The 16,525-nt window shown below is 72.2% G+C and carries 13 protein-coding genes and 1 pseudogene; 10 read left to right on the plus strand and 4 right to left on the minus strand.

Annotated features, from left to right (window positions below; translation table 11 throughout):
• The 3 genes from BUE45_RS30375 to hpf form a co-directional block, all read left to right on the plus strand.
• Nucleotides 1-304, plus strand: a 304-nt coding sequence (locus BUE45_RS30375; protein ID WP_245833605.1) for an LpqB family beta-propeller domain-containing protein, incomplete at its 5' end; no start/stop codon positions are given.
• Nucleotides 305-746: 442 nt separating this feature from the next.
• On the plus strand, nt 747-1,454 hold the full coding sequence (locus BUE45_RS30380; protein WP_073384367.1) for a ComF family protein: 708 nt from the start codon (nt 747-749) through the stop codon (nt 1,452-1,454).
• Between the two features lie 711 nt (nt 1,455-2,165).
• Nucleotides 2,166-2,840 carry a ribosome hibernation-promoting factor, HPF/YfiA family gene (gene hpf, locus BUE45_RS30385; protein WP_073384368.1) on the plus strand — a complete coding sequence of 225 codons (675 nt, stop codon included), beginning with the start codon at nt 2,166-2,168 and terminating at the stop codon, nt 2,838-2,840.
• 76 nt (nt 2,841-2,916) lie between these two features.
• Here the strand turns inward: hpf and BUE45_RS30390 are convergent, their stop codons facing one another.
• Complete coding sequence (locus BUE45_RS30390) at nt 2,917-3,444, minus strand: hypothetical protein (protein WP_084738197.1); 528 nt, start codon at nt 3,442-3,444, stop codon at nt 2,917-2,919.
• Nucleotides 3,445-3,913: 469 nt separating this feature from the next.
• On the opposite strand from BUE45_RS30390, the gene secA reads away from it, so the two are divergent.
• Nucleotides 3,914-6,757: a preprotein translocase subunit SecA gene (gene secA, locus BUE45_RS30395; RefSeq protein WP_073384369.1), complete on the plus strand. Its 2,844-nt coding sequence runs from the start codon at nt 3,914-3,916 to the stop codon at nt 6,755-6,757.
• Between the two features lie 208 nt (nt 6,758-6,965).
• Here the strand turns inward: secA and BUE45_RS30400 are convergent, their stop codons facing one another.
• A complete protein-coding gene (locus BUE45_RS30400; protein ID WP_073384370.1) occupies nt 6,966-8,336 on the minus strand; it encodes a PTS transporter subunit EIIC in 1,371 nt (456 codons plus the stop codon).
• Nucleotides 8,337-8,382: 46 nt separating this feature from the next.
• The gene (locus BUE45_RS30405; RefSeq protein WP_073384371.1) at nt 8,383-9,120 is read right to left on the minus strand and encodes a GntR family transcriptional regulator; all 738 of its coding nucleotides are present in this window, start codon (nt 9,118-9,120) and stop codon (nt 8,383-8,385) included.
• A gap of 262 nt (nt 9,121-9,382) precedes the next feature.
• Between BUE45_RS30405 and BUE45_RS30410 the strand changes: the two genes are divergently transcribed.
• From BUE45_RS30410 to BUE45_RS30435, 6 genes and pseudogenes are all read left to right on the plus strand, one after another.
• Entirely contained in the window at nt 9,383-10,426 is a 1,044-nt protein-coding gene (locus BUE45_RS30410; RefSeq protein ID WP_073384372.1) for an SIS domain-containing protein, read from the plus strand.
• Nucleotides 10,427-10,553: 127 nt separating this feature from the next.
• Nucleotides 10,554-10,802, plus strand: a pseudogene (locus BUE45_RS30415) (glucose PTS transporter subunit EIIB); the annotation flags it as partial.
• A 104-nt stretch (nt 10,803-10,906) separates the two neighbouring features.
• The gene (locus tag BUE45_RS30420; RefSeq protein WP_073384374.1) at nt 10,907-11,395 is read left to right on the plus strand and encodes a PTS sugar transporter subunit IIA; all 489 of its coding nucleotides are present in this window, start codon (nt 10,907-10,909) and stop codon (nt 11,393-11,395) included.
• A 106-nt stretch (nt 11,396-11,501) separates the two neighbouring features.
• Nucleotides 11,502-13,127: a glycoside hydrolase family 3 protein gene (locus BUE45_RS30425; RefSeq protein ID WP_073384375.1), complete on the plus strand. Its 1,626-nt coding sequence runs from the start codon at nt 11,502-11,504 to the stop codon at nt 13,125-13,127.
• 101 nt (nt 13,128-13,228) lie between these two features.
• Nucleotides 13,229-13,876 (plus strand): HAD family hydrolase, encoded by a 648-nt coding sequence (locus BUE45_RS30430; RefSeq protein ID WP_073384376.1) that lies wholly within the window; start codon nt 13,229-13,231, stop codon nt 13,874-13,876.
• Between the two features lie 49 nt (nt 13,877-13,925).
• Nucleotides 13,926-14,366 carry a DUF6912 family protein gene (locus BUE45_RS30435; RefSeq protein WP_073384377.1) on the plus strand — a complete coding sequence of 147 codons (441 nt, stop codon included), beginning with the start codon at nt 13,926-13,928 and terminating at the stop codon, nt 14,364-14,366.
• Between the two features lie 1,050 nt (nt 14,367-15,416).
• Here BUE45_RS30435 and BUE45_RS30440 read toward each other — a convergent pair.
• Nucleotides 15,417-16,298, minus strand: coding sequence for an arylamine N-acetyltransferase family protein (locus tag BUE45_RS30440; RefSeq protein ID WP_245833607.1), 882 nt, complete (start codon nt 16,296-16,298; stop codon nt 15,417-15,419).
• Nucleotides 16,299-16,525 lie beyond the last annotated feature (227 nt).

Here is a 16,525-nt window from a genome sequence, read left to right on the forward strand (position 1 = left end):
GGAGGACTTCGTGCCCCTGGCGGGAGAGCTGGAGGAGGTCACCGAGATCTCCTGGCGCTCCGCCGACCAGCTGGCGGTCCTGGGCCGCCGCGAGGCCGGGACCGACCAGGTGTTCCTGGTGGGCCTGGACGGCGGCACCCCGCCCTCCAGCGCGGGCAACTCCGTCACCGGCCTGGTCACCATCTCGGGAGCGCCGGGGCAGCCCCTGGTCGCGGGGACCGACGACGGCAACATCTGGATCTCCAACGACCGCCTGAACTGGCAGAACGTGGTGGAGGGAAGCTCGCCCACCTTCCCCGGCTGACCCCGCCCCCGCCCTGCCACGTGCACCCGTCCCGGGGCGGGTCGGACACCCGAGGGGTCGGGTGAACCCCGCTTGCGCGGAGGGTGCCCCACCGAGGTGGTGCGGCCCCTCCGGTCCCGCCCTGGCGGATGCGCGTCGGAGGATGGCCACCGCGGCGGCGTACCACCGCGTGCAGGCCGCCCCGCGCCGCCCGGTGGATCGTCGGCGTGCCGGTGCGCGTCCCCGCGCCCGGGATCGGGCGGGGCCGCGGGTCCACGCCCTCGACTCCCGCCCAGTGCCCTCGGCCACGGACGTCCGCCTCCCGTGCCGGGCGGGGGCGCGCAGGGCGGGCGGCCCGGTTCGGCGTGCCCCCGCCGACCGCTCCGAGCCGGGCCCGCGGGAAGTCGTCCACAGGTTCGGGGAAGCGGTGGCGGAGCCGCCGCCGGTCGCCGATCCTGGGGTCATGGATTCCTGGAAAGCCCTCGTCAGGGCGCTCGCACGGGTCTGGGAAGCGCTGCTGGACCTGCTCCTGCCGCGGTCGTGCCCCGGCTGCTCCGGTCCGGCCGGGGGAGCCGCGCCGCTCTGCCGGGCGTGCCGCGACGCCCTCGTGCGCAGACCGCACCGGTGCGCTCCGCGCCGCGGGTGCCCGCCGGTCTGGGCGGCGGGCCCCTACGCCGGGCTGCACCGCCGCCTGCTGCTCGCCTACAAGGAGGGCGACGACGCGCTGGCCCCGGTGTGGGGCGAGCGCCTGGCCGCGGTCTGCGGGGCGAGCGGCCTGGTCGGGGCCGACACCCTCCTGGTCCCGGTCCCGGGCCGCGGGCCGCCGCACGATCCGCGCGCCCCGGTGGCCCGGGTCGCGGCGGCGGCCTGCGCCGAGCGCGGCGGCGGGGCGCCGCTGCCGCTGCTGCGCCACCGGGGCCGGGTCCGCCGCCAGGCGGGGCTGGGGCGCCGGGAGCGGCTGGCCAACCGGGCGGGCGCGTTCCGCTGCGACCCCGTCCCGGAGTGGGCCGCGGGCCGCCGGGCCGTGGTGGTCGACGACGTCGTCACCACCGGCGCGACGCTGGCCGACGCCGCGCGTGCGCTGCGCGCCGCCGGGCTGCGCGTGGCGGGAGCGGTCGTGCTCGCCGAACGGCTGCACACCGAGGGGCACGACCCCCTGTCCCCGAGGTGAGGAGAAGGTTTTACGAACACCCTGGAAACCACGAAAAGTCCTTGTGTACAGGGGTTCGCGGTGATTTTCAGGGGCTTGGGGACGGGGCCGCCACCTGACATCCTCGCCAGGACAGGTTACGGTCACCGTATGGCACCCGTCCGGGTCCGTGGTTGCGTCGGAGTTTCGGTGTCCCAGGCAAGACCGGGGCGCTCCTCCGGCAAGCCGATGCCAGGCGCAGGCGAAACGGCCCACGTAAGGCGACTTTTCGTCGACCGATCACGGTGCGCCTTAGAGGTAAGCCCTGCCCCGCGGAGGGTCCCGATGTCCCTCACGACAGGGAGAAGAGCAGTAGTCGCGGATAAGAGCGGCGACACTCTCAGCAGGCGGATGTGGGGACGAAGACCAGGTCGGCCGGACGGGTGGCATCCCACCGGGGGGTTCGCGATGAGCGAGCCCCCGGGGACCCCTCCCGTGCGCCCAGACCCCCTCGGCCGAGACGAAGGCCCCTTTCCCCGCTTCACGGATCCCGACGATCATGTGCGTGGGACGCGTGATGACCGTGTCCCTGGTGGGTATACGCACTTTCAACCGAGACGTGATCCGCGCAGGACCGGGTCACCCGCGAAGGGGGGTTGACAGCGCGAGACCCTTCCGTCCCCCGAACGGCGGAAGGTGCAGAAGCCAGCCTGGCCGTCGCTTTCTCGGCGGCCACGCGATGAAGGGGGTCCTATGGACATCATCGTCAAGGGTCGACGCACCGGTGTGAGCGACAAGTTCCGACAGCACGTCGAGAACAAGCTCGACAGGCTCTCCAAGTGGGAGAAGAAGGACATGACCGTCGATGTGGAGGTGTCCACCGAGCGCAATCCCAAGCTCGCCGACGTCAAGGAACGCGTCGAACTGACCATCCGCTCGAACGGCAACGGCCCCGTCGTTCGCAGCGAGGCCGCCGCCGTCGACCGGCACGGCGCCCTGGACCTGGCCATCGACAAGATCGAGGCACGCCTGCGCAAGGCCGCCGACCGCCGCAAGGTGCACCGCGGCACCCGCGCCCCCGTCTCCGTCTCCTCGGCCACCGCCCACCTCCCCGGCGACCTGCCCCCCGAGGCCCTGGCCGTGCAGGCGCCCCCCGCCCGGCGCAGCGCCGACGAGGACGTCGACTCCGGCGTCGACGGCAGCCGCTTCTCCGACGAGTTCGTCGAACTCGACACCCAGGGGGAGGGCCCCCTCATCGTCCGGGAGAAGTGCCACCAGGCCAAGCCCATGAGCATCGACCAGGCGCTGATGGAGATGGAGCTCGTCGGCCACGACTTCTTCCTCTTCCACGACGAGGTCAAGGACGCGCCGAGCGTCGTCTACCGCCGCAAGGGCTTCAACTACGGAGTCATCCGACTCGTCGACTGACCCGGTTCCGTCCCCCCTCGGAACCGGGGGTGCGGCGGATCACCGGATCCGCCGCACCCCGGCCCACCCGGCCGCGTCAGGCCGCGGTCGCCCCCCGCCCGCCGCGGCGGCGCTCCCTGCGGCTCCTCCGCTGCCCGCTGCGGATCCGGTGCAGCGGGGTGTCGTGCCGCTCCTCCGACTCCAGCGAGGGGGAGTCGAGTACGACGTCCCCGAAGATGTCGGTGACCAGCGCCAGCACCAGTGCCGCGGCCAGCAGCACGCCCCCGGCCACCAGCAGCCACACCGCCATCCCCTGGGCCACGCCGAGCCCCACGGCCGCGGCCCCCAGCGTGGCCAGGGCCACCACCGCCCAGGACGAGGCCCGCCCGCGGTGGCGCCCGGTGGGCGCCAGGCTGCCACCCTGGCGCTGGAACCCGCGGATACGGCCGTAGCGCTGCTCGTCGTCGGTGTTGTGCCGCTCCCACCCCAGGCACTCCTCCGACGACGACGGATGCCTGCGTCGCTCGATCAGGTCGTCGAGCACGTCCACGGGCGTCCGGGGCGACGCCGCCCCCGTCCCGTCCTTCGCGAACTCCGCCCTCTCGGGCCTGCCACCGGTACCCATGCGATCCCCCCTGCACGCACATGACACCGCCCGACCGCTCCGGCGCGACCGGGCGCCTACCGGAGGTCTACCCGTATCCGGAGGATGAACGCGGAACCCCCGGACGGCGCGGAACGGTACGGAACCGCCCGGACACGTGGTGCCACGGCCCTCGCCGGCCCGCGACGGTTGGAAAACGGTGAGAATCCGCGGTACGGGCCCCGGGCGGCCGCGGTACGGCTCACCTGGCCGTGTGCGGGCGCAGGGGAACATTCTCCGTGGTTTCGATCGTTCACCAGGGGGAAAGGGCCACCCTGCCACGGCTGTGACCGAGGGAACGGGTACAGGGCGCACGTCCTCTAGGATGTAGGCCCGAGGGCCCAGGGACCCCCGCCGCCCTCCGCGGCCACGGGACAGCGGTCAGCGGGCCTAGATCTGAACTCCACGCACGCCGTGGAGCCAACCGCGATCTGCGAGGAGCGCATAGGAAGTGCCAGGGATACTCAGCAAGCTCCTGCGCGCGGGTGAGGGAAAGATCCTGCGCCGGCTCAACAAGCTGAAGGACCAGATCAACTCGCTCGAGGACGAGTACGTCGACCTCACCGACGAGGAGCTCCGGGACCTCACCCGGGAGTACAAGGAACGCCACGCGGACGGCGAGGACCTCGACGACCTCCTCCCGGAGGCCTTCGCCACCGTCCGCGAGGCCGCCAAGCGCACCCTGGGCCAGCGCCACTTCGACGTGCAGCTCATGGGCGGTGCCGCGCTCCACCTCGGCAACATCGCCGAGATGAGGACCGGTGAGGGCAAGACCCTGACCGGTACCCTCGCGGTCTACCTCAACGCCCTCGCGGGCGAGGGCGTCCACGTCGTCACGACCAACGACTACCTGGCCAAGCGCGACGCCCAGACCATGGGCCGCATCTACCAGTTCCTCGGCCTCGAAGTCGGCGTGGTCAGCCCCAACATGACCCCGGCCGAGCGCCGCGCGGCCTACCAGGCCGACATCACCTACGGCACGAACAACGAGTTCGGCTTCGACTACCTGCGCGACAACATGGCGCTGTCCCTCAAGGACACCGTCCAGCGCGGGCACTTCTTCGCCCTGGTCGACGAGGTCGACTCCATCCTCATCGACGAGGCGCGCACCCCGCTCATCATCAGCGGCCCCTCGGAGCAGAACTCCCGCTGGTACGGGGAGTTCGCCAAGATCGCCCCCCGCCTCAAGCGGGAGACCGACTACGAGGTCGACGAGAAGAAGCGCACGGTCGGCATCACCGAGTCCGGCGTGGCCAAGGTCGAGGACTGGCTGGGCATCGACAACCTCTACGAGGCCGTCAACACCCCGCTCATCAGCTTCCTCAACAACTCCCTGAAGGCCAAGGAGCTCTACCGGCGCGACAAGGAGTACATCGTCAAGGACGGTGAGGTCCTCATCGTCGACGAGTTCACCGGCCGCGTCCTGGCGGGGCGCCGCTACAACGAGGGCATGCACCAGGCCATCGAGGCCAAGGAGCGCGTCAAGATCAAGGACGAGAACCAGACCCTCGCCAAGATCACCCTCCAGAACTATTTCCGCCTCTACGACAAGCTCGCGGGCATGACGGGTACCGCCGAGACCGAGGCGGCGGAGTTCCACCAGACCTACGGCGTCGGCGTCGTGCCCATCCCGACCAACAAGCCGATGATCCGCGAGGACGTCAAGGACCTCGTCTACAAGAGCGAGGACTCCAAGTTCCAGGCGGTCGCCGAGGACATCGCGGAGCGCAACGAGGAGGGCCAGCCGGTCCTCGTCGGCACCACCAGCGTCGAGAAGTCCGAGCTGCTGTCCCGGATGCTCAAGCGCGAGGGCGTCCCGCACGAGGTCCTCAACGCCAAGAACCACGCCCGTGAGGCCGCGATCATCGCCCGCGCGGGCAAGCTCGGCGCCGTCACCGTCGCCACCAACATGGCCGGCCGCGGTACCGACATCATGCTCGGCGGCAACCCGGACTTCCTCGCCGACGAGGAGCTCCAGGCGCGCTCCCTGAGCCCGCTGGAGACCCCCGAGGAGTACGAGGCGGCCTGGCCCGACGCGCTGGAGAAGGCCAAGGCCGAGTACGAGGCGGAGCACGAGAAGGTCGTCGAGCTGGGCGGCCTGTACGTGCTCGGAACCGAGCGGCACGAGTCCCGGCGCATCGACAACCAGCTGCGCGGCCGCTCCGGCCGCCAGGGCGACCCGGGCATGTCCCGCTTCTACCTGTCCCTCCAGGACGACCTGCTGCGCCTGTTCAACAGCAGCCGTCTGGAGGTGTTCATGAACCAGCTGAACATCCCGGACGACCAGCCCATCGAGTCCGGCATGGTCAGCAAGGCGATCGCCTCCGCCCAGGGCCAGGTCGAGACCCAGAACTTCGAGATCCGCAAGAACGTCCTCAAGTACGACGAGGTCCTCAACCGCCAGCGCAAGGTGGTCTACGCGGAGCGCCGCAAGGTCCTGGAGGGCCAGGACCTGCGCGACCAGATCCTGGTCATGCTGGAGGAGGTGCTGCGCGGCTACGTCGCGGAGGAGACCTCCCAGGGCGACCCGGCCGACTGGGACCTCGACAAGCTGTGGCGGGCGTTCAAGCAGGTCTACCCGATCAGCTTCACGGTCGACGAGTTCATCGAGGAGAACGGCGACCTGCACACCCTCACCGGCCAGCTCATCGGCGACCGCGTGGTGGAGGACTCCCTGGCCGCGTACGAAACCCGCGAGTCCGAGCTGGGCGAGGAGGCGATGCGCGAGGTCGAGCGCCGCATCATCCTCCAGGTGATGGACCGCAAGTGGCGCGAGCACCTCTACGAGATGGACTACCTCCAGGAGGGCATCGGCCTGCGCGCGATGGCCCAGCGCAACCCGCTGATCGAGTTCCAGCGCGAGGGCTTCGACATGTTCCAGCAGATGCTGGAGGCCATCAAGGAGGAGTCGGTCGGCTACCTCTTCAACCTTGAGGTGCAGGTCCGCAAGAAGGAGGAGCCCAAGCTCACCGCGGCGGCCGCCGCCACGACGGCCGCGACCGTGGGCGGGTCCTCGGGTGCGACCGCGGTGGCCACCGCCGTCGAGGAGGACGAGGCCGCCGCCGAGGCCGAGGCCCCCGCGGAGGAGGCCGAGGCGGCCGAGGACGTGGTGGTCCCGGGCTTCGGCGAGGGGCAGCCGAGCCGGCTGCAGTACTCCGCGCCGAGCGAGGACGGCTCCGTCGAGCGCCACAGCGAGGCCAACGACGAGTACGCGGGCATCTCCCGCAACGCGCCGTGCCCGTGCGGCTCCGGCAAGAAGTTCAAGAAGTGCCACGGTGACCCGGCCAACCGGTAACCGCCGCTGACACGCCTGTGGGCGCGCTCCCCTCCGGGGGACCGCGCCCACACGCGTTCCCGGCCCCGTACGGCCGCCCGTGTCCCTCCAGCGCCCGTCCGGGGCCCCGGGAGCCCCTCCCGCCCCGCCCGCCTCCCCGCACGGAGGACGGGAACGGGCCCGCACCCGGGGGTATCCGGGGGCGGGCCCGCAGTACGGACGGCGCGGCTCAGTCCTTGCCGCCGCCGGGGTCCGCGCGCTCGGGGCCGGGCCCGTCCGGGTCGGCGGTCGCGGAGACGGCCGCCTCGGCCCCCTCGGCCGGCTCACGCCCGGGGGTGGGCAGGTTCAGCCGGCGGATGAGGAACATGAACACGAAGTAGTAGAGGAAGAAGTACGCCACGCCCATCAGCAGGATGATCCACAGTCCCTCGGTGTTGGACTTCGTGGCGTTGAGCAGCAGGTCGATCAGGCCCGCCGAGAACCCGAAGCCCAATTGGGTGTCCAGGGCGTTGAGCACCGCCATCGAGATACCGGTGAGCACGATGTGCACCGCGAACAGGGCGGGCGCGATGAAGATGAACGCGAACTCGATCGGCTCCGTGATGCCCGTGACGAAGGCGGTCAGCGCCGCGGCCACCATGAGGCCGCCGATGTTCGTGCGCTGCGAGGGGTGGGCACAGCGCCAGATCGCCAGCGCAGCGCCGGGCAGGCCGAACATCAGCACCGGGAAGAAGCCCGAGAGGAAGCCGCCCGCCGTGGGGTCCCCGGCCAGGTAGCGGTTGATCTCCCCCAGGTACACGTCGCCGGTCTCCGGGTCGGTGTACGAGCCGAACACGAACCACACCACCGAGTTCACGATGTGGTGCAGGCCCAGCGGCAGCAGCAGGCGGTTGATCATGCCGTAGATCCCGGCGCCGACCGCGCCCAGTCCGATGATCCACGTGCCCAGGGCGTTGATCAGGGAGCCGATCAGCGGCCAGATGAAACCGAACGCCACGGCCACCAGGAGGCCCACGCCCGCCATGAGGATAGGCACGAACCGGCGCCCGCCGAAGAAGCCCAGCCAGGTCGGCAGCTTGATCCGGTGGTAGCGCTGCCACAGCAGCGCCGAGAGGAGGCCGATGACGATGCCGCCGAGCACGTCGCTGGGGTTCTTCGCACCCCAGTTGACCGCCGCCTCGCCGGCCACGTCGAGGGTGACCCGCGCGCCGACCTCGCCGCCCAGGTCGAAGAAGAGCAGCTTCGACACGCGGTCGAACACCAGGTAGCCCACCAGGGCGGCCAGCGCGGTCGACCCGTCGGAGCGCTTGGCGAACCCGATGGCCACGCCCACCGCGAACAGCAGGGGCATCGCCTGGAACAGGGAGTCGCCGGCGGTGCCCACGACCTCCGCGACACCCTGCATCCAGCCCATGCCGTCGAGGGAGGCCAGTCCCTCGGCGCCGAGCAGGTCGGGCTGTCCCAGCCGCAGGAGGATGGCCGCCGCGGGCAGGACCGCGATGGGCATCATCATGCTGCGCCCGAGGCGCTGCAGGACGGCCAGGGTGGAGGAGGAGCGTTTGGGCTTGGCGGCCGTGGCCGGTGTGTTGTCCGAACTCAAGGGGGGTCCTTCCCTCGGACGCGCGCCTCGCGGGCGCGGGGGAGTATCAGTCGCCGTGTCGGCGCGGGTCCAGCCGCGAGTGCAGCTGGTATCGGTCGGCGCGGTAGGTGGACAGCGCGAGTTCCACGCACTGTCCCTTGGTGAAGCTGCGGCGCTGCATCACCAGCACCGGGCTTCCAGCGGGCAGGCCCAGGAGGCGGGAGTCGGCCGAGTCGCAGATCCCGGCCTCGATGGTCTGTTCCCCGGAATCCAACAGGATGTCGTACTCGTTTTCCAGGACCTCGTACAGAGACCGTTCGGCGAGGTCGAAATCCTCCAGCCCGGGGACCATGGCCGCGGGGATGTTGGAGCGCTCCACGGCCATGGGTTCGTCGTCGGCGGTGCGCATCCGCTCGATGTGGTGCACCAGGGTGCCCGGCTCGATGTCGAGCATGCGCGCGGTGTGCCCGCTGGCCGGGATGACCTGGCGGATGAGCTCGCGCGCCCCGGGCTCGTACCCGCGGGCGCGCATGTCCTCGCTGAAGGAGGCCAGGACCAGGGACATCTCGATCTTGGGGCGGGCGATGAAGGTCCCCTTGCCGGGGACCCGGTAGAGCCGTCCCTCCGACACCATCAGGTCGATGGTCTGGCGGACGGTCATGCGGGAAAGGCCGTAGGAGGCGCTCAGCTCCCGCTCCGAGGGGATCATGTCGTCCACGCCCAACCCGGCCTCGGTGATCCAGTCCAGGAGCAGGTCGCGGAGTTGGACGTACTTCGGCAGCGGATTGCCGGGATCGATCGACATGGGTGCGGGCGGCCTTCTCGGTCGTCGGGTGGGTCGGGTGGTGCGCTGCGCTCCCTGTTCCGTTCGGTCTCTTGCGACCCGGCGGTCCCGTGAGCACGGAGTACATACTCCTGTACCCCGAGCATCAGGACAATCCCGGAGCCACTGGTATAGTCCGGACTAGACCATAGCTCTGTCCGCGTGTCAATCCACCCAACGGCAGGCGGTTCGCACCAGTTCACGGGTGTGCCGGGCACCCGGCACGAGCAGGGAAGGCCCTCCTATGACCACCACGACGAGCGTGATGCGCTCCGAGATCGCAGAGCAGCCCGAGGCGCTGCGCCGCACCTTCGCGGAGCTGCTCCCGCTCCGCCCGGAGATCGCGGCCCTGGGACGCTCCACCAAGCACGTGCTCTTCATCGCCCGCGGCTCCTCCGACAACGCGGCGGTGTACGGGAGCTACCTGCTCCAGGCGCACGCCGGGCGGCTGGCCACCCTGGGCTCGCCCTCCATCGCCACCGCCTACGGCTCCAAGATCGACCTGTCCGACGTCCTGGCCGTGGCCATCTCCCAGTCCGGCAAGACCGAGGAGATCGTCGAGACCATGCGCTGGGCCGCCGACTGCGGCGCCCGCACCGTCGGCGTGACCAACGGCGCCGACTCCCCCCTGGCCGCCGAGGCCGACGTCGCCCTGGTCACCCGGGCCGGCAGCGAGGTCGCGGTGCCCGCCACCAAGACCTACAACACCCAGCTCGCCGCCCTCGCGGTGCTGGCCCTGGGCCTGGGCGCCGACCTCGACCCCGCGGACCTGGACCGGGTGCCCGACGCCATCGAGGAGGCCATCGCCTCCTCCGACGACTCCCTGGAGGAGATCGTCGAGCGCATGGTCGCCGTGCAGGGGGCGGTCATCTCCGGGCGCGGCATGGCCTTCTCCACCGCGCTGGAGGCCGCCCTCAAGCTCAAGGAGGCCTGCTACCTGCACGCCATGGGCCTGTCCTACGCCGACCTGCTGCACGGGCCGATCGCGGTCGTCGACCCGCGCACCCCGGCCCTGCTCATCGCCTCCCCCCACGGGCCCACCCTCCCGGGCACGGTCGCCCTGGCCGAGCGGGTCCGCTCGGCGGGCGCCCCGGTGTTCGGCTTCGGCGGCGGCGACGCCCTGGCCGCGGCCAGCGACCTGTCCGTCCCCGCCCCGGACGTGCCCGAGTGGGTCTCGCCGATGAACCTCATCGTCCCGGCCCAGCTCCTGACCGAGCGCCTCGCCCGCCGCCTGGGCTACAACCCGGACGTCCCCCGCGGGCTCAACAAGGTCACCCAGACGGGCTGACGCACCACGGCCGGGCCCGCGCGGGCCCGGCCGCCGTGCCGCTCCCCGCCGTGTCTGGCGCACCGGGGGCCGGAGCCCTAAGCTCCAGCCACGGGGGCGGTCGCGACCCCCCACAGCAGAGCACGGAGGACGACACATGGCGGACAAGGCAGCGGCGATCGTGGCCGGTCTGGGCGGCGCGGGCAACATCGAGGACATCGAGGCGTGCATCACCCGCCTGCGCACCGAGGTCGCCGACGCGTCGCTGGTGGACGAGCAGGCCCTCAAGGCCACCGGCGCGCACGGTGTCCTGATCTCCGGCAACGTCGTCCAGGTGGTGGTCGGACCCGAGGCCGACACCCTCACCGACGACATCCGGGACATCATCGAGGAGTAGTGCGGACGCCCGCGGCGGCGGGCACCACGCCGGGTAACGGATGGGATGCAGAACCGTTTTCCGCCTGTCCGGATGAAGTCCTCTCAACAGGGAAGAGAGCCTCCATGCCAGACGTCAACGGATCCCTGAGCGTGTTGTCCCCCGTCCGCGGAACCGCCCTCTCCCTGGAGACGGTGCCCGACCCCGTCTTCTCCCAGGGGATGGTCGGCCCCGGTGTCGCGGTCCACCCCGAACCCGGCCAGGAGGGCGGGCAGGAGGGGACCCAGGACGCCGTCGCCCCCATGGACGGCATCCTCGCCAAACTGCACCCGCACGCCTTCGTCGTCCTCGCCGACGACGGGCGCCGGGGCGTCCTCGTCCACCTGGGCATCGACACCGTCAAACTCAAGGGCGAGGGGTTCACGCTCCTGGCCCGGGAGGGCGACCGGGTCACCGCCGGAACCCCCGTCGTGCGCTGGTCCCCGGGGACGGTGGCCGCGGGCGGGCTGCCCGCCGTCGTCCCCGTGGTCGCCCTGGAGGCCGCCCCCGCAGACCTGGGCGACATCGCCGAGGGCGGCGTCGACGGCGGCTCCGTCCTCTTCACCTGGACCTGAGCCGCGCCGGACCGGTGCGCGACATCACCGGCGCCACGGCCTCCCGGAGCCCCGCGAGAGGGTAGTCTCCGGCGGACCAGCCGTCCGCCGGAGATGAAGCCCCGCCATGAGAATCCCCGTCACCCGCGCCCTGGCCTGCGCGGGGATAGCACTGACAGCCCTGGCCGCCACGGCCTGCACCACGGCACCCCAGGAGGTGGACACCTCGCCGCACGAGGAACCGTCGCCGTCCCCGTCCGAGCCGCCCTTCGAACCGGTGACCGCCCCGCGCCTTCTCGCGGAGATGGACCTGGACGCCAAGATCGGCCAGCTCCTGGTGCTCACCGCCCAGGGGACCTCGGCCGCCGACAACGCCGCCCAGATCGAGGAGTACCTTCCCGGCGGCGTCATCTACTTCGACGCCAACCTCACCGGCGCCGCCCAGATCGCCGAGTTCTCCAACGGCGTCCAGGAACTCTCCGGGACCCCGCTGTTCATCGGCATCGACCAGGAGCAGGGACTCGTGGTGCGGCTGCCGGTCGGCACCCGCTTCCCGGACGCCATGGCGGTGGGCGCCACCCGGGACACCGGGCTGGCCGCCCTGCGGGCCTCCACCACCGCCGCCGAGCTGGCCGCCCTGGGGATCAACCTCAACTACGCGCCGGACGCCGACGTCAACACCGACCCGAACAACCCGGTCATCGGCATCCGCTCGTTCGGCTCCGAGCCCGACCTGGTCTCCGAGATGGCGCTCGCCGAGGCCCGCGCCTACGGCGAGCAGGGCATCGTCCCGGTCGTCAAGCACTTCCCGGGCCACGGCGACACCGACGTGGACAGCCACACGGGGCTGCCCGTCATCGACCTGCCGCGCGACCGCTGGGAGGCCGAGCACCTGCCGCCGTTCCGCGCCGCGGTCGACGCCGGGGTGGACGCCGTCATGACCGCGCACGTCCTCATGCCGCAGCTGGACCCCGACGAGCCCGCGACCCTGTCGTCGGCGATCATCGGCGGCATCCTGCGCGACGAGCTGGGGTACGAGGGCGTGGTCACCACCGACGCCCTCAACATGGAGGGGGTGCGCCAGCGCCACTCCGACGGGGAGAACGCCGTCCTGGCCATCGAAGCGGGCGTGGACCAGCTCCTGATGCCCCCGGACCCGGCGGCCGCGGTCGCCGCGATCAAGGAGGCCGTCGAGACCGGCCGCCTCACCGAGGAGCGCATCGACGAGTCGGCGCTGCGCGTCCTCTCCCTCAAGGAGAAGCGCGGGGTCCTCGACGCCGGTCCCGTCGACCCGGCCGCGGCCGAGGACGCCGTGACCGACCCGGAGCACGCCGAGGCGGCCCAGCGGGTCGCCGACGCCTCCGCCACCCTGCTGCGCAACACCGACGGCGTCCTCCCGCTCGCCCCCGGCAGCCGGGTGCGGGTGGAGGGCACCAACGCCGACCGGCTCGCCGCCGCGCTGACCGAGGCGGGCCTCGACGTGGTCACCGGCGACGCGGACGCGGTCGTGACCGGCACGAACACCGCCCCGGTCGCCCGCTCCACGGCGCCCACCATCGCGGTGTCCCAGGGCGGCCCCTACCCCCTGGCCTCGTCCCCGGACGTCGACGGGTTCGTCGCCGTGTACTCCGCCGTGGACGTCTCCCTGGCCGCCGCCGCCCGGGTCATCACGGGCGAGGTGCGGCCCACGGGCACCCTTCCCGTCGCCGTCCCCGACACGGACGCGGACTTCGGCACCGGCCTCTCCTACTGAGGCCCGTGGTTGAAACGGGCGGGGAACGGGAAGAACCGTTCCCCGCCCGATCCCGGGCATCCGAGGTCGGGCGGCACGACGACACGGATGGAGGGGATGGGATGGACCGCACCCGCCGAGGGGTCATCTCCGACTGGGGAGGCGTGCTCACACCCCCGCTCCCGGAAGGGATCCGCGCCTGGCTGACCGCCGACCGGATCGACATCGAGCACTACCACCGGACCATGACCCCGTACTTCGACGGCAGCCTGGCCGACGACAACCCCGTCCACGCGCTGGAGCGGGGGGAGATCGACACCGCGCGGTTCGAGCGCGACCTGGCGGCGCTGCTGCGCTCCACGCACGGGGGACCGGTGGTCGCGGAGGGCCTCATCGAGAGGATGTTCGCCTCCTTCGCCCCGGTCCTGGCCATGTACGAGGCGCTCCGCGACGCCCGCGGCTCGGGGGCGGGCACCGCCCTGCTGTCGAACTCGTGGGGGAACGGGTACCCGCGCGAGCATTTCGCCACCACCTTCGACGAGGTGGTGATCTCCGGCGAGGTGGGCATGCGCAAACCGGAGCCGCGCATCTACCTCCACACCTGCGAACGGCTGGGCCTGCGGCCCGAGGACTGCGTGTTCATCGACGACCTGGAGCACAACGTCCGCACGGCCGAGGACCTCGGCATGACCGGCATCCTGCACACCGACGTGGCGACGACCACGCGGGAACTGCGCGGATTCCTCATGGCGGACAGCGAAGCGGCCTGACGGGTGCGGCACACTTCAAGGTGACCGTCCCACCTGCCGGAGAGCCGCCATGTACGTCTTCCTGCCCAGCACCCTCCCCGCCCTCGCGGCCGTCCTCGACGAGGGGAGGGTGCCCGCCCCGGCGGCGTTCGCGGCGGACACCGACGACGAGGAGGCGGAGTACGAGGCCATGTACGCGGCCGCGGAGGAGTCGCTCCGCCTCCTGGCGGCGGACCCGTCCGCCCCGCGCCGCCGCGTCGTCCTCGTCGCGAACCTCGCCGACCACCTCGTCGAGGAGGAGTCCCGCGAGAGCCCGGACGTGGTCCGGGTCCGCATCACCGGCGGCTCCATCCCCCGCAAACGCCTCGCCTCCGCCCACATCGACGACGAGGCCGCCGCCCCGGACATCGCCCGCGCCGCCACCGACCCCTCCTCCACGGCCGCCGACGCCCACGAACTCATGTGGTACGCCCTCCAGGAACTCCCCCACCTCCTCACCCCCCGCCCCTGAAGACCCCGACCCCGGCGGGAGGGTGCAGTTCCCACCCCGGGTCACGGGGGTGATGGTCCAGCCGCCCGGATCGGGAGGAACGCCCCTGCAAAGGGCCGGGCGCGCGAGGAACAGCCCGTACGTAGAGCCCACCCACGCCCTCCCAATGCCGTAGGGGGTGAAACGTCCGCTGTCTCCGGGCCCCGGGCACAGCCCGTGGACATTGATCGCCACCCCGCCACCAGGGGTTGTCCACCCGCCTGGAGCCCCCGGCCACAGCCGGAGGGTGTCGCTCTCAGCTCAGGTCGCGGGGGTGAGAGCTCGACCGGAGTTCTCCAGAAGCTCAGCCGCTTGGAAACGGCGGCCAGCGGAGCGTGGACCTGGCCCCGGCGCAGTCGGCGGGCGGCAGACCACTGGGGCGGTGCGTTGGGCGCGCGTCCATAGTGGTGGGGGTGTGTTCCGGGGCTGGGTCGAGCGAGGCGATCCCAGCTCAGCCGCCCGGGGCGGGAGGAATGCCCCCTGCAAAGGGTGGTGGGCGCGACAAGCGGCCCGTACGTAGAACACACCCATGCCCTCCCAACGCCATAGGGGGTGAAACGTGCACGGTCTCCGGGTCTGAAGCACAGCCGGTCAGCGTTGATCCACACCCCGACTCCAGGGGGTCGACGAGGGCGTACTCGGCTCCGCGAACCCACGGGGGTGAAGGCCGCGCGCACCTGCCGGCCGCGCCCCTGGGGGTCGTCCACCCGCCCGGAGCCCTCGACCCCGACCGGAGGGCGTCGCGCCGACCCAGGCCGCAGGGGCGAAGCCCGCGCGCACCTGCCGGCCGCGCCCCTGGGGGTTGTCCACCCGCCCGGAGCCCCCGACCCCGACCGGAGGGCGTCGCGCCGACCCGGGCCGCAGGGGTGAAACCCGCGCGTACCCTCCCCGCCTCACCCCCGCGGGCCGTCCACCCTCAACCGCACACCCTCAACCGGACGACCTCCGCTTCCACCCCGCCCCACGCCCTCACCCCCGCCCCCACCTCACCCCCACCCCTCTCCCCCCAGGCGGGAACAACCGCCGCCCCCCTCAGGCGGGGGAGGGGAGTTCCGCGAGGCGCGCGTGCAGGAGTGCGCGGTCCTCCTCCGACAGGCGCACACCCAACCTCTCCAGCCACGGGTCGAGGCCGCCGGGGGCCAGCGCCTCGTGCCGGGTGGGCGTGCCGGGGGCGCGGAGGGTGACCGACCCCTGCGTGAGGCTCGCGTGGCTCCCGTCCGGCAGGAAGCCCGTCACCACCAGCAGCGTCCGGAACACCGAGTCGGGGTGCGTCGCCACGAAATGGTTCCCCGCCACAAGGTCCACCGGGTACACCTCCGACTCGTGGGTCACGTGCAGCCCGTCCCACCCCCCGTCGCGCAGCTTGCGCAGCTCCCAGCCCCACGACCTCCCCTGAGGCACCCGGGCCACCCCGAAGGTCATCCCGCCCCCGGTGCTCCGGGCCCCGTCCCGCAGTTCGACCGGCCGTCGCATGCCCGACCCGAACCCCGGGTCGGCCAACAGCCGCCGGCCGTCGACCACCACCTCCACGAGCAGGTGCGTCCGGGCGTTCTCCCCGGGCGGGCCCACCGTTCCCAGCCGGCGGTGCACCTCGTACCCCAGCCGTTCCAGCGCGGCGGAGAACAGCACACCGTGCTCGAAGCAGTAGCCTCCCCGGCCCCCGCCGAGGAACTTCTCCTGCACCCCCCGCAGGTCGACCGCCGGAGCCCTGCCCAGGAGGGCGTCGACGGTCTCGAAGGGGAACGACCTGATATGCGCTCCGTACAACCGCTCCAGGTACGCGGCGCCGGGGGACCCCGCGGCGTCCCGGCGCTCCCGGTCGGGCCCCTCCCGGGGTTCCCCCACCCCCACCCGCTCCAGGTAGGCCGCCAGGTCCAGGTCCCCGACATTCCAGGGGTCGTGCGCGATCGCCACGGTGGATCTCCTCTCGTCCACCGTTCCAGCGTCGGCCCACCCCCGTACGTTCCTGGAGAAAACGGGCAGAACCAACGCCGGAATATTTCGCCCCCGCCTTCGCCACCCACCCCTCCGGTCCCGCCCCACCCCTCCGGTCCTGCCCCGCCCACCCCTCCCTCTCCCCCTCCCGCACCGTTCCCGTCCGCACCCCACCCACCCCCAATGCCCACCCCCAATGCCCACCC

It is taken from the genome of Nocardiopsis flavescens (assembly GCF_900141985.1).
Taxonomy (GTDB): Bacteria; Actinomycetota; Actinomycetes; order Streptosporangiales; family Streptosporangiaceae; genus Nocardiopsis; species Nocardiopsis flavescens.

What these genes read in the sequence shown, in the direction of transcription:
- BUE45_RS30380 (WP_073384367.1), top strand. Translation starts at nt 747, where the DNA reads ATGGATTCCTGGAAAGCCCTCGTCAGGGCGCTCGCACGGGTCTGGGAA.
- hpf (WP_073384368.1), top strand. Translation starts at nt 2,166, where the DNA reads ATGGACATCATCGTCAAGGGTCGACGCACCGGTGTGAGCGACAAGTTC.
- BUE45_RS30390 (WP_084738197.1), bottom strand. Translation starts at nt 3,444, where the DNA reads ATGGGTACCGGTGGCAGGCCCGAGAGGGCGGAGTTCGCGAAGGACGGG.
- BUE45_RS30405 (WP_073384371.1), bottom strand. Translation starts at nt 9,120, where the DNA reads ATGTCGATCGATCCCGGCAATCCGCTGCCGAAGTACGTCCAACTCCGC.
- BUE45_RS30410 (WP_073384372.1), top strand. Translation starts at nt 9,383, where the DNA reads ATGACCACCACGACGAGCGTGATGCGCTCCGAGATCGCAGAGCAGCCC.
- BUE45_RS30420 (WP_073384374.1), top strand. Translation starts at nt 10,907, where the DNA reads ATGCCAGACGTCAACGGATCCCTGAGCGTGTTGTCCCCCGTCCGCGGA.
- BUE45_RS30425 (WP_073384375.1), top strand. Translation starts at nt 11,502, where the DNA reads ATGAGAATCCCCGTCACCCGCGCCCTGGCCTGCGCGGGGATAGCACTG.
- BUE45_RS30430 (WP_073384376.1), top strand. Translation starts at nt 13,229, where the DNA reads ATGGACCGCACCCGCCGAGGGGTCATCTCCGACTGGGGAGGCGTGCTC.
- BUE45_RS30435 (WP_073384377.1), top strand. Translation starts at nt 13,926, where the DNA reads ATGTACGTCTTCCTGCCCAGCACCCTCCCCGCCCTCGCGGCCGTCCTC.